At 72.1% G+C, this 14,047-nt stretch carries 10 protein-coding genes; 4 read left to right on the top strand and 6 right to left on the bottom strand.

Features of this window, described 5'->3' with window-relative positions; translation table 11 throughout:
- Nucleotides 1-54 precede the first annotated feature (54 nt).
- From AB0D04_RS05005 to ssd, 4 genes are read right to left on the bottom strand one after another with little or no spacing between them, the layout of a single operon-like run.
- Complete coding sequence (locus AB0D04_RS05005) at nt 55-855, bottom strand: type II secretion system F family protein (RefSeq protein ID WP_362699489.1); 801 nt, start codon at nt 853-855, stop codon at nt 55-57.
- Nucleotides 852-1,745, bottom strand: a complete 894-nt coding sequence (locus AB0D04_RS05000; RefSeq protein ID WP_362699487.1) for a type II secretion system F family protein — start codon at nt 1,743-1,745, stop codon at nt 852-854. Before AB0D04_RS05000 ends, AB0D04_RS05005 begins: the two co-directional genes overlap by 4 nt.
- Nucleotides 1,745-2,902: a TadA family conjugal transfer-associated ATPase gene (locus AB0D04_RS04995; RefSeq protein WP_362699485.1), complete on the bottom strand. Its 1,158-nt coding sequence runs from the start codon at nt 2,900-2,902 to the stop codon at nt 1,745-1,747. The genes AB0D04_RS05000 and AB0D04_RS04995 overlap by 1 nt, the downstream gene beginning before the upstream one ends.
- Nucleotides 2,899-4,086: a septum site-determining protein Ssd gene (ssd, locus tag AB0D04_RS04990; RefSeq protein ID WP_362699483.1), complete on the bottom strand. Its 1,188-nt coding sequence runs from the start codon at nt 4,084-4,086 to the stop codon at nt 2,899-2,901. Before ssd ends, AB0D04_RS04995 begins: the two co-directional genes overlap by 4 nt.
- A 506-nt stretch (nt 4,087-4,592) precedes the next feature.
- Here ssd and AB0D04_RS04985 point away from each other — a divergent pair.
- The gene (locus AB0D04_RS04985; protein ID WP_362699481.1) at nt 4,593-5,474 is read left to right on the top strand and encodes an HAD-IB family hydrolase; all 882 of its coding nucleotides are present in this window, start codon (nt 4,593-4,595) and stop codon (nt 5,472-5,474) included.
- Between the two features lie 430 nt (nt 5,475-5,904).
- Here the strand turns inward: AB0D04_RS04985 and AB0D04_RS04980 are convergent, their stop codons facing one another.
- Nucleotides 5,905-6,762, bottom strand: a complete 858-nt coding sequence (locus AB0D04_RS04980; protein WP_362699479.1) for an oxidoreductase — start codon at nt 6,760-6,762, stop codon at nt 5,905-5,907.
- A 101-nt stretch (nt 6,763-6,863) separates the two neighbouring features.
- Between AB0D04_RS04980 and AB0D04_RS04975 the strand changes: the two genes are divergently transcribed.
- Nucleotides 6,864-7,850 carry an ATP-binding protein gene (locus AB0D04_RS04975; RefSeq protein WP_362699477.1) on the top strand — a complete coding sequence of 329 codons (987 nt, stop codon included), beginning with the start codon at nt 6,864-6,866 and terminating at the stop codon, nt 7,848-7,850.
- Here the strand turns inward: AB0D04_RS04975 and AB0D04_RS04970 are convergent.
- A complete protein-coding gene (locus tag AB0D04_RS04970; RefSeq protein WP_362699475.1) occupies nt 7,831-9,120 on the bottom strand; it encodes a hypothetical protein in 1,290 nt (429 codons plus the stop codon). The two genes, AB0D04_RS04975 and AB0D04_RS04970, sit on opposite strands and share 20 nt — an antisense overlap.
- A gap of 342 nt (nt 9,121-9,462) precedes the next feature.
- Between AB0D04_RS04970 and AB0D04_RS04965 the strand changes: the two genes are divergently transcribed.
- Entirely contained in the window at nt 9,463-11,799 is a 2,337-nt protein-coding gene (locus tag AB0D04_RS04965; protein WP_362699473.1) for a bifunctional SulP family inorganic anion transporter/carbonic anhydrase, read from the top strand.
- 149 nt (nt 11,800-11,948) lie between these two features.
- Nucleotides 11,949-13,919 (top strand): acetate--CoA ligase, encoded by a 1,971-nt coding sequence (gene acs / locus AB0D04_RS04960; RefSeq protein ID WP_362699471.1) that lies wholly within the window; start codon nt 11,949-11,951, stop codon nt 13,917-13,919.
- Nucleotides 13,920-14,047 lie beyond the last annotated feature (128 nt).

Below are 14,047 nucleotides of genomic sequence, written 5' to 3'. Positions count from 1 at the left end.
GCCATGCCAACCCCCTTGAACTCATGACTAGTCCGAACTCATGTCTCGTACAGCTCAGTTACGTCCCAGCAGTCCGCCCGCCAGCCCGATCAGCACCGGTGCCACACCGAGCGTCAGGAACGCCGGCAGGAAGCACGCCGACAGCGGCAGGGTGACCAGCACTCCCGCCCGCCGGGCGCGTGCGGCCGCCGCTCTGCCGTGCTCCGCGCGGAGCTCCGCCGCGATGCGGGCCACCGGCTCGACGGCCGGCACCCCCGATATCCCGGCGCGCTCCATGCAACGCGCCAGCGCCTCGGCTCCGGGGAGGGCGGCCAATCGGGGCCATACGACGGCCGGTTCGCCGCCCAGGCGGAGTTCCGCCGCGATGTGGCGCAATCGCTCGGCGACGGTGCCGTCCAGCGACCGGCCCACCGCCTCGGCCGACTCCCGCGGCCCGGCCCCGGCGGCGAGGGTGGCCGCCAACAGGTCGGCGGCCGGGGCCAGTTCGGCACGCAACCTGGCCTCCGCCACCCGCTCGGCCTCTGCGGCCCGCTGCCGTGCGAGCCAGAGGTGTGCGCCGTAGCCCACGGCCAGCCCCGCGATGACGCCGGTCACGCCGTCGACGAGAATGATCACGAACCCCGCCGCCCCGAGCGGCCCCGACCACTCCCTCAGCCGACGCCCCGCCCGCTTGCCGTCCCTCTCCCGGCGCCCACGACCCCGCGCCGGGCGCCCGCCGCCGTACCCGAACATGGCCCGCACCCGATTCCGTACGGTCCGCCCGCGGTGCACCTCCCGCACCAGCGCGATCGCGCACACCACGAACATCGCGACCGGGACGACTGTCCCCACCCTGTGGACAACTTCTGCATTCACCGTTTCCCCCTCTCCTCGCCGGCGTGCGCGACGATCCGCGCCGTCCAGGCCACGCCGCCCCACTCCAGTAGCCCGCCGACCACCAGGCAGCCCCATCCGGCCGGGGTGTGCAGCAGCACCCGTAGCGGGTCGGCGCCGAGCGCGCTGCCCATCAGGAGCCCGCACACCGGAAGCAGTGCGAGCATCAGCGCCGTGGCCCGGGGTCCCGCCAACTGGGCCCGTAATTCCCCCCGTTGGTCATGCCGGGTCCGGAGAGCGGCCGCGATCCGCTCCAGCCCGGAGGCGAGCCCGGCTCCGCCCTGCACCGCGACCTGCCAGCAGGCCGCCATCCCGGTCAGCCCGTCGGCCCCGGGCAGCCGCGCCGCCGTGCGCAGCGCCCGGGGGACGTCGCCGCCGTAGCGCGCGGCCGCCAGCACCGCCGCCCCCTCTTGCCCGAGGCCCGGCGCCCCGGTGGCGAGCAGGGCCCGGTGCGGCTGCTGTCCGGCCCGCAGTTCGCCCGCCACGGCCGCGCACAGCCCGATCACCCCCGCGGTACGCCGCTCCCGCTCGCGCTCCGCCTCGCGGGCGGCCAGCCACCGGCGGACGGCGACCGCGGCCGCCACCGAGGCGAGTACGGGCACCACGGACCCGTCGGCCAGGCCGACCGCCAGCCCCACCGGGAGGCACCAGGCCTCCCGGCCGATGCGTCCGCGGCCCCAGCGCCCGGCACGCCGCCACCGGACCCGCCAGGCCACCGGATCCAGCACCCCTCCGTCCCCCGCGAGCAACTCCCGGGCCCGCCGCCCCGTAACGTCCCGCCCGCCCACGGCCAACCACCCCGCCGCGCCCGCACAGAGGACCGCCACCACCGCCGCGCCCAGGACCGGACCCAGGCCGCCCGGAGAGGCCATCACCGCTCACCCCCGCGCTCGCAGAGTTCGGTCAACCGCCCCCAGCCACGCGCCTCCCGGAACCCGTCCGGGGCCCAGAGCGCGGCCGGTACGGTCACCACGAAGCCGTCCCGGTCCCGCTCCAGCACATGGATCTCGGCGATCCGCCGACGCCCGGACCGGTCGCGTGCGAGATGCAGTACGAGCGAGAGGGCGGCCGCCAGCTGACTGTGCAGGGCGGCGCGGTCCAGCCCGGCCGTCGAGCCGAGGGCCTCCAGGCGGGCGGGGACGTCGCACGCGGCGTTCGCATGCACCGTGCCGCTGCCGCCCTCATGGCCGGTGTTCAGCGCCGCCAGCAGGTCGGTGACCTCGGCACCGCGGACCTCGCCGACCACCAGCCGGTCCGGCCTCATCCGCAGCGCCTGCCGTACGAGGTCCCGCAGCGTCACCCGGCCGATGCCCTCCTGGTTGGCGGGCCGGGTCTCCAGCCGCACCACATGGGGATGGTCCGGCCGCAGCTCCGCCGAATCCTCGGCCAGCACGATCCGCTCGGCCGGGCCGACCAGCCCCAGCAGCGTGCTGAGCAGCGTCGTCTTACCGGATCCCGTTCCGCCGCTGATGACAAAGGACAGCCGGGCCGCCAGTACGGCGCCGAGCAGCCGGTCGCCGCCCGGCGGTACCGTCCCGGCCGCCACCAGGTCGGCGAGGGTGAAGGCCCGTGGCCGCAGCACCCTCAGGGACAGACAGGTCCCGGCTACGGCCACCGGGGGCAGCACGGCATGCAGCCGGGTGCCGTCCGGGAGGCGGGCGTCGACCCAGGGGCGGGCGTCGTCGAGGCGCCGCCCGGCCACCGCCGCCAACCGCTGGGCCAGCCGTCGCACCTCCGCCGCATCCCGGAAGCGCACCGCCGTACGCTCCAGCCCGCCGCCCCGGTCCACCCACACCTCGTCCGGCGCGGTGACCAGCACATCCGTCACATCCGCGGCGGCCAGCAGCGGCTCCAGCGGCCCGCTGCCCACCATCTCGGAACGCAACGCGGCGACCACGCCCAGCACTTCGGCGTCCCCGAGCAGCCGCCCCTCCTCCCGCAGCGCCACCGCCACCCGGGCCGGTGTCGGCTCCGCCCCGGCCTCGGCCAGTCGCCGGCGTACCGCGTCGAGCAGGTCCTGGCCGGTCATGTGCGGACACCGCCACGGACGGCCGTGCGGGCGGACCGGCCGGCAACCGGCCGGGGGCGCGGCATGCGCGGGCCCGGTGGTGGGCCCGATGCCGGCGACACCCGTTCCCAGAACTCCGTACAGAACCGCGCCAGCGGCCCCCGCGGGCCGGCCCCCGGTGGCACGCCCCGCGCCAGATCCCCCAACAGGCCGGCCTCCCACGCCAGTTCACCGGCCAGCGGCAGCTCCAGCAGCCGGGCGATCTCGTCCGGGGCCAGACCCGGATCCGGCCCGGGAACGCCCCGCACAACCACCCGCAGATCGCCGAGCACCGGCCGTACACCCACCATGACGCGCTGCGCCGCCGCGACCGCGCGCAGCTCCGCGGGGACGATCAGCAGCCCGACGTCCACCTGGGCCAGCGCCTCCGCCACCGCGTCATCCACCCGCCGTGGCAGGTCCACCACCACGACGCCGCCCCGCCTGCGCGCCGCCGCGAGCACCGCGCGCATGGCTGATGGCGGGATGACCACCTCGCCACCCCGGTCCCAGCTGAGCACGCGCAGGGAGTGCAGCTGCGGCAGCGAATCCGCCAGGGCGCCGCCGGCCACCCGGCCGCGCGATTCGCAGAAGGCGGGCCAGCGCAGGCCCTGCTCCTTCTCCCCACCCAGGAGGACGTCGAGCCCGCCGCCCAGGGGATCGCCGTCCACCAGCATGGTGCGCGCGCCCGTACGGGCCGCCGTGACGGCGAGGGCGCAGGCCAGGCTGCTCGCCCCTGCCCCGCCGCGGCCCCCGACGACGCCGACCGTCAGGGCCGGTGAGCCGACGCCCTCGACCGCGTCGGCGATCCGGTCGGCCAGCCAGCGCTCTCCGTCGGGGAGGGCCAGCACCCGCTCCGCGCCGAGGGCGACGGCCTGGTGCAGGAGCACGGGATCGTCGGCGCAGCGGCCGGCGAGGATCACGCCCTCCCGGCGTCCGACGCCGCGCAGCCGGGCCGCGCAGTCCTCCCCGATGATCACCAGAGGCGCCGTTTCCCAGGCCGTGTTGCGGCCCGGCGGGCCGTAACCCACCTCGGGCAGCGCGCCGGCCGCCGCGCACAGCCGCAGAAGATCGTCGAGAAGCCGTTCGTCCTCGGTGAGGATCAGCGGACCGCCCCGCTCCCCGCCGTTTCGGTCCGCCCGGTGATTCGGCCCCTCGGATGTCATGGATCCAGACACGTTCCGTCCCCCTATCGCCACACAACTCACCCGTCCGCGAACTCGCGGACTTTTACGGTGCAGCGATCGGGAAAATCCCGTGGATCTTGCCCCAAATCTGTGGACAACTCAGCGCCTGTGAATATCCCCGTCACCTATTCCAGCGAGGAACGACTAGTTCCGGTGGCACAGAGCGGGACGAAGTCCGACAAGGAGATCGACCTCGGAGAGAATCTTTCACAGAGCAGCGCCACGACTACGGAGAGTGACGAGCGGTGCGGGTCAGCGAGGGCCGCAGCACAGGAGGAAGGGAGGGGCCGGATCCGGGTTTCGCGGCGCAAAAGGCGTCCGGACATGCGACGACCCCCGCCGGGGGGGAGAGCGGGGGTCGTCCCCACGGCCGACTCGGGGGGGGAGGAGCCGGACCGGGTTAGCACGGTCGCGAACGATCCGTGACTTCCATGGTGTACCCGAGAGCCTTCTCAGGCAAACCCACGCGCCGCACCTTACGCCGAATGGTTGGCCCCTATGCTCACCCCGTGGAAAACCACTCCGTGCCTCACTCGACTCCCCGTACTGCCGCGTTCTTCGACTTGGACAAGACCGTGATTGCAAAGTCGAGCACGCTGACCTTCAGCAAGTCGTTCTACCAAGGCGGCCTGATCAATCGCCGGGCCGTCCTGCGTACTGCGTATGCCCAGTTCGTGTTCCTCGCCGGCGGCGCCGATCACGACCAGATGGAGCGTATGCGCGAATATCTCTCCTCGCTCTGCCGTGGCTGGGATGTGGCCCAGGTCCGGGAGATCGTCGCCGAAACATTGCACCGTCTGATCGACCCGATCATTTATGACGAGGCGGCTTCGCTCATCGAGGAACACCACGCCGCCGGGCGGGACGTCGTCATCGTCTCCACGTCGGGCGCAGAGGTCGTCGAGCCCATCGGTGAACTCCTGGGCGCCGACCGGGTCGTGGCCACCAGGATGGTGGTCGGCGAGGACGGCCGCTTCACCGGCGAGGTGGAGTACTACGCCTATGGGCCGACCAAGGCGCAGGCCGTCCGGGAGCTCGCCGCGTCCGAGGGCTATGACCTCGAGCGCTGCTATGCGTACAGCGATTCGGCGACCGATGTGCCGATGCTGGAGGCGGTCGGCCACGCCTTCGCGGTCAATCCGGACCGGGCGCTGCGCCGCGAGGCGGTGGCGCGCGGCTGGCCGGTGCTCTCGTTCAACCGGCCGGTGCCGCTCAAGCAGCGGCTGCCGGCGCTGTCGCTGCCCCCTCGGCCGGTGCTCGCCGCCGTCGCCGCGGTGGGTGCGGCGGCCGCCACCGCCGGCCTGGTCTGGTACGCGAGCCGGCGCCGGACGACGTCAAGGCGCCTGGCCCGCATTGCCCGTATTTGAGGCCAAACGTAAATATCTGCGGTGCGGGCTTCCGCTTGCCCCGCATAAGTAGTACAAAGGACTTAACGGCCCGCGAGACCAAGGACATCCGAGAGGACTACCTAGAAACGCAGCAAGGCCCCACGGACCGAAGCATGAAAGTCGGGCACCCACGCGACGCCGACCCGTCGATTACGGGCCAGCCGCACCAGGTAACGGACAAAGTTTCCGACCTGATCGGCAAAATATCGTGCACGCATGGTCACGCGACGGACATGCCAGCGGCGGTACCAAAGCAGAACCGGTACCGCCGCAACCCCTGTTCAGGGCAATTGCGGTGAATCCGCTAAAGGCCAGTTAAGGGCGCCGCCCTTGAGGACGAGCCCCCTTAGCGCTGCTTATACCGACGGTCCGGCCCATACCGCCGGCGACTTGTCCCGCCGGTCCGGCTCTATGCCGCGCCGCGCTGCAGCGCCTCACACACCGCGGTGCTCTCCCGCGCCCCGAGGTCCACCGCGCGCCCGCAGTGCGCGATCCACGCCGCGACACCCTCCGGCGTCCCCGAGGCATAGCCCTCCAGGGCCGCCACATACGCCGCGCGCCCCAGTTCGGCATGTCCCACCTCGGCCGGGCAGATGGACTTCGGGTCCAGCCCGCTGCCGACCAGCACGATCCGCTCGGCGGCCCGCGCGACCAGCCCGTTGTACGAACCGAAGGGCCGCAGCGCCAACAGCTCGCCGTGCACCACCGCGGCCGTCACCAGGGCGGGGGCCTCGCTGCCGGCCAGCAGCAGCCGCGACAGCCCGTCCAGCCGCCCAGCGACCTCATTGGCGTCCGGCAGCGCCAGCTCGATGAGCGGCTCGTCCACCGGCTCGGCGCCCAGCCGCGGCCGCCCCACCGTCTCGTCCGCCGCCTCTCCCCCGGCCGCCACCAGGTGGAGCCGCGCCAGCACCCGCAGCGGCGACTGCCGCCATACGCTCAGCAGCTGCCCGGACTCGGCGGTCAGCCGCAGCGCCGCACCGACCGTCCGCGGCTCACCGTCAACACCGAAATCGGTGCGCCGCCGGACCTCTTCGAGCGCCCAGTCGGCCCCCGCGAGAGCAGCGGAACCACGCGCTCCGCGCAGCGCGGCCTCGGAGGTGACCTCATTGCTGCGGCGGCGCATGATCCGGTGCCCGTAGACCCGGTCGACGCTCTTGCGTACGGAGTCCACCGCGTCGGCGACCCCCGGGAGCGACGCCAGGGCGACGAGTGGATCGGCGCTCGCGTTCGGGGATGCGGGGGTCGTGCCCCGGGAGTGTGCAGCCATGGGTACGACCCTACGCACCACCGGGCCGGACCCCTCGAAGGAGTGGTCTTCTTCACGCAAAGCACTCACCCATCGCGATATGACGATTACCCTTGGTGAACATGAAGATCGCTTTCGTAGGCAAGGGCGGCAGCGGCAAGACGACGCTGTCCTCCCTGTTCATCCGCCACCTCGCCGCCGCCCGGCTCCCCGTGATCGCGGTGGACGCCGATATCAACCAGCATCTGGGCGCCGCCCTCGGCCTCGACGAGGCGGCCGCCGCCGCGCTCCCCGCGATGGGCGCCCATCTCCCGTTGATCAAGGACTACTTGCGCGGCAGCAACCCCCGGCTCCCCTCCGCCGAGACCATGATCAAGACCACTCCGCCCGGTGAGGGCTCCCGTCTGCTGCGGGTCTGCGAGGACAACCCCGTCTACGACGCCTGCGCCCGGACCGTGCCGCTGGACGACGGCTTCGTACGGCTGATGGCGACCGGCCCGTTCACCGAGTCCGATCTGGGCGTGGCCTGCTACCACTCCAAGGTCGGCGCGGTCGAGCTGTGCCTCAATCACCTGGTGGACGGCCGCGAGGAGTATGTCGTCGTCGATATGACGGCCGGTTCGGACTCCTTCGCCTCCGGGATGTTCACCCGCTTCGACATGACCTTCCTGGTGGCCGAGCCGACCCGTAAGGGCATCTCCGTCTACCGCCAGTACAAGGAGTACGCCCGGGACTTCGGCGTCCCCCTGAAGGTGGTGGGCAACAAGGTGCAGGGCCCGGACGACCTGGCGTATCTGCGCGCCGAGGTGGGTGACGACCTGCTGGTGACCGTCGGGCACTCCGACTGGGTGCGCGCCATGGAGAAGGGCCGCCAGGCCCCGTTCGCGCAGCTGGAGGAGGTCAACCGCGGTGCCCTCGAGGCGTTGCACCACGCGGCCGACGCCTCGTACGAACGCCGTGACTGGGAGCGCTACACCCGTCAGATGGTGCACTTCCACCTCAAGAACGCCGAGAGCTGGGGAAATGCCAAGACGGGCGCCGACCTGGCCGCGCAGGTCGACCCCGCCTTTGTGCTGCTGGAGGGGGCGGCTACTCCGCAACCGGCCTGATCCTCGCGTTTGCGGCGGCGGGCAGCACCGGTTCGGCCGTTCTGCCCGTCGGCCCATAGGGGGCGCCGGTGAGATACGCCCAGCCGCCGTCCGGCGCCTCGCCGACCGGCAGTTCCTGCAGCCTGGCCAACACCTGCGGCTGCTGCGCATCCAGCCAGTCGGCCAGCTGCTTGAAGCTGACGCACCGGACGCCCTTCCTGAGGCAGATGGTCTTGATGGCCTTCTCGACGGCAGCCATATAGGTGCCGCCGTTCCAGGACTCGAAGTGGTCGCCGATAAACAGTGGTGCGCGGTTGCCGTGATAGGCGCGCTCGAAGCCCGCCATGACGCCGGCGAGCATCTGCCGGCCCCAGGTGGCGTGCAGCGCGCGGCTGCCGTCGGTGGTGCCGGACTGGTTGGCGAGGAAGTTGTAGTCCATCGAGAGGATCTCGGAGTCCCGGCCGGGCAGCGGTATCGCCTGCAGCGGGAAGTCCCAGATGCCGTCGGTCCGGTGCGGCCAGGTCTGCAGTCCGCCGGACGAGCTGGCGTCGTAGCGGAAGCCCATCTCCCGGGCGGCGGGGAGCAGATTGCGCTGCCCCTCCAGGCACGGCGCCCGCCCGCCGACCAGTTCCCTGGAGTAGTCGAACGGCAGCGGCCGCTCGGATATCAGGCCCGAGTTGGTCTTCCAGTGCTTGACGAACCCCTCGGCCTGCTCGATCTCGCTGATCCATTCGTCCGGCGTCCAGACGCGGCCGCCACGAGGGCCGCAGAAGTGGCCGTTGAAGTGCGTGCCTATCTCGTGGCCCTCCTGCCAGGCGCCGCGCAACTGCGTCACGGTGTCCTTGATTCCCCGGACGTCGTTGAAGCCGATCGCCGAGGTGCCGGGGGCGTGCCGGGGCGGGGTGTACAGGTCCCGTCTGGCCTCCGGGAGCAGGTAGACGCCGCTGAGGAAGAACGTCATGGTCGCCTGGTACTTCCTACCGACCGCGCGGAAGTGCGAGAACAGTTTCTGGCTGTCCTCGCCCGCGCCGTCCCAGGAGAACACCACGAACTGCGGGGGCCGTTTGCCCGGCTCGAGGCGCAGGGGGGTGGGCTGATGCGGCTGCTCTCCGGTGTAGGCGGTCGAGCCGTCGCCGATGAGCCGGACCGTCTGTGCGGAGGCGGGCGGCGCCGCGCGTCCCTTTCCGGTGTGCTGCGGTGGGCCGCTGCGCGATGACCCGCCGCAGCCGGCTATCGCGGCCAGCGCCACCGCCGTCGCTATGGACGCCGTGACCTTCGCCGGTGGCGCCATTGGCCCACCTCATTCCCGGTGCCGCGGCACCTTCCGAGTGATTCCGAGCGCTTCCGAGTGATTAATCGGAAGGACTACCCCAAAACGCCCGCACCTTAAGAGGAGGGCGAAAAAGCCAGTCGAATAGTCATTTAATTCACTCAATGGAGTGAGCGACTGCCTCATATGCCCGAAAAAGCTTCTCTTTGTCTTTACGTGACATTACGATCCATTTACCGATGCTTGAGAGTGACCGGACCGTCACCCATCGCGACGTCCACCCGGTCGGCTCGCGTCCCGCCGCAGTACACCGCCGCCCACGATCGCGCCCCGCGCGACCGCGCCGCCCCGGAGGAGACGGGAATGTCGCAGATCGAGAAGTCGCCGCCGCCCAAGCCGCGCGCCCCGCACCCCACCGAGAACCCGCCCGAGACCCGTACGGACCCCGTATCCGAGCCGCGCGCCAAGAGGGCCGGCCTCCCGGCGCTGCGCCGGGACCTCTCCGCCTCGATCGTCGTCTTCCTGCTCGCCGTTCCGCTGTCGCTCGGCATCGCCCTCGCCACCGGTGCCCCGCCGCAGGCCGGCCTGATCGCCGCGGCCGTCGGCGGCATCGTCGCGGGGCTGCTGGGCGGTGCCCCGCTCCAGGTCAGCGGCGCGGCCACCGGCCTCCTGGTGGTCACCGCCGACCTCGTCCAGCGCTACGGCTGGCGCGCCACCTGCGCCATCACCGCCCTTGCCGGGCTCGTCCAACTCGCCCTCGGGGTGCTGCGGGTGGCCCGCGCGGCGCTGGCCGTCAGCCCGGCGATCGTGCACGGCATGCTCGCCGGGATCGGCGTGACCATCGCCGTCGGACAGCTCCATGTGGTGCTCGGCGGCCGCCCGGACAGCTCGGCGCTCGACAACGCCGCCGCGCTGCCGCGCCAGCTGGAGCACCCGCACACCGCCGCACTGCTGATCGGCGCCGTCACCGTCGCCGTACTGGCCGGCTGGAAGCATCTGCCGGGCCGCGGCGGGCGCTGGGCACGGGCCGTCCCGGCTCCGCTGGCCGCCGTCCTTGCCGCTACGGCCGTCAGTACGGGGACGGCGGTGCCGCGGGTCGATCTGCCGTCCTGGCGACTGCCCGAACTGCCCGCGCTGCCGGACGCCTCCTGGCCGGCCGTCGCCGCCGCGGTGCTGACCGTCACCCTGGTGGCCAGCATGGAGTCGCTGCTGTCCGCGGTGGCGGTGGACCGCCTCGCGGCCGAGCAGCCCGGCGCCCCACAGGGCCGTTCGCACCTCAACCGCGAGCTGGCCGGCCAGGGCGTCGCCAATGCCGTCTCCGGGCTGCTGGGCGGCATGCCCGTCTCCGGTGGCGCGATGCGCGGCTCGGCGAATGTGAAGGCGGGCGCGGAAGGCCGGCGCGCCACCGTGCTGCACGGCGTCTGGGTGCTGCTCTGCGCGGGCCTGCTGGCCGGGACGCTGGAGCTGATCCCGCTGGCCTCGCTCGCCGCCCTGGTGATGGTCGTCGGCGTACGCATGGTGAGCTTTGCGCACATCCGCCATGTGCAGCGGCACCGCGAATTCCCGGTGTACGCCGCCACCTTGGGCGCGGTCGTGATTCTGGGCGTACTGCAGGGCGTGGCAACCGGAATCGCGGTCGCGGTGTTTCTTGCACTGAGGCGGCTGACCCACACACGCATTGCCGTGACCGAGGAGGAGGACTGCCACCGGGTGCGGGTCAGCGGACAGTTGACGTTCCTGGCGGTGCCGCGGCTGACGCGGGCGCTGGCGCTGGTGCCGGCCCGCGCCAATGTCGTCGTCGAGCTGTGCGGCTCGTTCATGGACCATGCCGCCTACGAGGCGCTGCGGTCCTGGTCCGCCGGGCACCGGGCGCACGGCGGCTGGGTCACCCTCGGCGGCCGCTCGGGCCGCCCGATCGCCGAGCCCGCCAGCGCGCACTCCTGCCGCCCGTGGACGCCGTGGCGCAACCACCACTGCACCCGGCCCGCCCCGGCCCGCGCCTCGGCGCCGGAGAGCAGCGGCAGCCAATTGCTGGGCGGGGTCAGCGCGTTCCAGCGCCACACGGCGCCTCTGGTGCGCGAGGAGCTGGCACGGCTGGCGCGCGAGGGCCAGCGGCCCACCCAGCTGTTTCTGACCTGCGCCGATTCCCGGCTGGTCACGAGCATGATCACGTCCAGCGGTCCGGGCGACCTGTTCACCGTACGCAATGTGGGCAATCTGATGCCGCCCCCCGGCTCGGACGCCTCCTGCGACTCCGTGGCGGCGGCGATCGAGTACGCGGTGGAGGTGCTGCGGGTCGGCTCGATCACGGTGTGCGGCCATTCGGGGTGCGGCGCGATGGGGGCGCTGCTGGCCTCCGCCGCACCGGACGAGACCGAGCCGACCCCGCTCGCCCGGTGGCTGCGGCACGGCCACCCGAGCCTGGCCCGTATGGCGCGCATCGGACGGCTCGGCCGGGGCGAAGTCGCCCTCAACAACCGGCCGGTGACCGATGACCAGGAACGGCTGGCGCTCGTCAATGTCCTGCAGCAGCTCGACCACCTGCGGGCACACCCGTGTGTGGCCCGCCGGGTGGCGGAGGGCTCGCTCGCGCTGCACGGCATGTATTTCCATGTCGGCGACGCGCAGGCGTATGTGCTCGACGAGGCCTCCGGGCGGTTCTCGGCGGTACGCGGCGAGCCGGCGTCGGCCAGGGTCTGACCTGCGCGGCGGCCACCGAACGGCCCTCCGGGGCAGGAGATTCTGACAGGTCTACACCAATAGTTTTCCACAGCCCTTGTCACGGCCGGGCGCGGGCTGATGAGCTATGGCCCGGGACACATCGGACGCCCCTGGGAATGGGAGAAGTCGTGAGCAACGAAAGCCTGGCCAACCTGCTGAAAGAGGAGCGACGGTTCGCACCGCCCGCCGATCTGGCCGCGCATGCCAACGTCACGGCTGCCGCGTACGAACAGGCCGCGGCGGACCGGCTGGGCTTCTGGGCCGAGCAGGCCAAACGCCTCAACTGGGCGGTGGAGCCCACCGAAACACTCGACTGGTCCAACGCGCCCTTCGCAAAGTGGTTCGCCGACGGGAAGCTCAACGTCGCGTACAACTGCGTGGACCGGCATGTGGAGAACGGCCTCGGCGAGCGGGTCGCCCTCCACTTCGAGGGCGAGGGCGGCGACACCCGCACGATCACCTACGCCGAACTCCAGCGTGAGGTCTCCAAGGCCGCCAACGCCCTGATCGAGCTGGGCGTGCAGACCGGCGACCGGGTGGCCATCTACATGCCGATGATCCCGGAGACGGTCATCGCCATGCTGGCCTGCGCCCGCCTGGGCGCCCCGCACTCCGTCGTCTTCGGCGGCTTCTCGGCGGAAGCGCTGGCGACCCGCATCGAGGATGCCGACGCCCGGGTCGTCATCACCGCGGACGGCGGCTACCGGCGCGGCAAGCCCAGCGCACTCAAGCCGGCCGTGGACGACGCCATCGAGCGCGTGGACCGGGTGCGCCACGTCCTCGTCGTCCGCCGCACCGGCCAGTCCCTCGAAGAGGCAGGAGGGACCTGGAACAACGACCGGGACGTGTGGTGGCACGAGATCGTCGAGCGGCAGAGCGAGACGCACACGCCCGAGGCGTTCGACGCCGAGCACCCGCTGTTCATCCTCTACACCTCCGGGACGACGGGTAAGCCCAAGGGCATCCTGCACACGACCGGCGGCTACCTCACCCAGGTCTCGTACACCCACCACGCCGTCTTCGACCTCAAGCCGGAGACCGACGTCTTCTGGTGCACCGCCGACGTCGGCTGGGTGACCGGCCACTCGTACATCACCTACGGTCCGCTCTCCAACGGCGCGACCCAGGTGCTCTACGAGGGCACGCCCGACACCCCGCACCAGGGCCGCTGGTGGGAGATCGTCCAGAAGTACGGCGTGACGATCCTCTACACCGCCCCCACCGCGATCCGCGCCTGCATGAAGTGGGGCGACGACATCCCGGCGAAGTTCGACCTGTCGTCGCTGCGGGTCCTCGGGTCGGTCGGCGAGCCGATCAACCCCGAGGCATGGATGTGGTACCGCAAGCACATCGGGGCGGATGCCACGCCGGTCGTCGACACCTGGTGGCAGACCGAGACCGGCGCGATGATGCTCAGCCCGCTGCCCGGCGTCACGGAGACCAAGCCGGGCTCGGCGCAGCTGCCGCTGCCCGGCATCGCGGCGACCGTCGTGGACGACGACGCCAACGAGGTCCCGGACGGCGCCGGCGGCTATCTCGTCCTCACCGAGCCGTGGCCGTCGATGCTGCGCACCATCTGGGGCGACGACCAGCGCTATCTGGACACGTACTGGTCCCGCTTCGAGGGCAAGTACTTCGCGGGCGACGGCGCCAAGAAGGACGAGGACGGCGACATCTGGCTGCTGGGCCGGGTGGACGACGTCATGCTCGTCTCCGGGCACAACATCTCCACCACCGAGGTGGAGTCGGCGCTGGTGTCGCACCCGAAGGTCGCCGAGGCCGCGGTCGTCGGCGCCACCGACCCGCAGACCACCCAGGCCATCTGCGCCTTCGTCATCCTGCGCGGCGGGGCGACGGAGGACGAGGGCCTGGTCGACGAGCTGCGCGCGCATGTCGCCCAGCAGCTCGGCCCGATCGCCAAGCCCAAGCGGATCCTGCCGGTCGCGGAGCTGCCCAAGACCCGCTCCGGCAAGATCATGCGGCGGCTGCTGCGCGATGTGGCCGAGAACCGCGACCTCGGTGATGTCACCACGCTCACCGACTCCACGGTCATGGACCTGATCCAGGCGAAGCTGCCGGGCGCGGCCAGCGAGGACTGAGCCGGACGGCTCACGGAGGGGCACCGGGCTGTAGTGGCCCGGTGCCCCTCCGTCGCACTCCGGCGGCCGGGCGCCCGTTATACCCGTAAAGTGAGGGCCACTGGATCACCCCTTGCACCCGCCGGTAA

It is taken from the genome of Streptomyces sp. NPDC048483 (assembly GCF_040651455.1).
In the GTDB taxonomy this organism is placed as follows: domain Bacteria; phylum Actinomycetota; class Actinomycetes; order Streptomycetales; family Streptomycetaceae; genus Streptomyces.
This window is presented reverse-complemented; position numbering and strand designations above follow the sequence as displayed.

What these genes read in the sequence shown, in the direction of transcription:
- AB0D04_RS05000 (WP_362699487.1), bottom strand. Translation starts at nt 1,745, where the DNA reads ATGGCCTCTCCGGGCGGCCTGGGTCCGGTCCTGGGCGCGGCGGTGGTG.
- AB0D04_RS04995 (WP_362699485.1), bottom strand. Translation starts at nt 2,902, where the DNA reads ATGACCGGCCAGGACCTGCTCGACGCGGTACGCCGGCGACTGGCCGAG.
- ssd (WP_362699483.1), bottom strand. Translation starts at nt 4,086, where the DNA reads ATGACATCCGAGGGGCCGAATCACCGGGCGGACCGAAACGGCGGGGAG.
- AB0D04_RS04985 (WP_362699481.1), top strand. Translation starts at nt 4,593, where the DNA reads ATGGTTGGCCCCTATGCTCACCCCGTGGAAAACCACTCCGTGCCTCAC.
- AB0D04_RS04980 (WP_362699479.1), bottom strand. Translation starts at nt 6,762, where the DNA reads ATGGCTGCACACTCCCGGGGCACGACCCCCGCATCCCCGAACGCGAGC.
- AB0D04_RS04975 (WP_362699477.1), top strand. Translation starts at nt 6,864, where the DNA reads ATGAAGATCGCTTTCGTAGGCAAGGGCGGCAGCGGCAAGACGACGCTG.
- AB0D04_RS04970 (WP_362699475.1), bottom strand. Translation starts at nt 9,120, where the DNA reads ATGGCGCCACCGGCGAAGGTCACGGCGTCCATAGCGACGGCGGTGGCG.
- AB0D04_RS04965 (WP_362699473.1), top strand. Translation starts at nt 9,463, where the DNA reads ATGTCGCAGATCGAGAAGTCGCCGCCGCCCAAGCCGCGCGCCCCGCAC.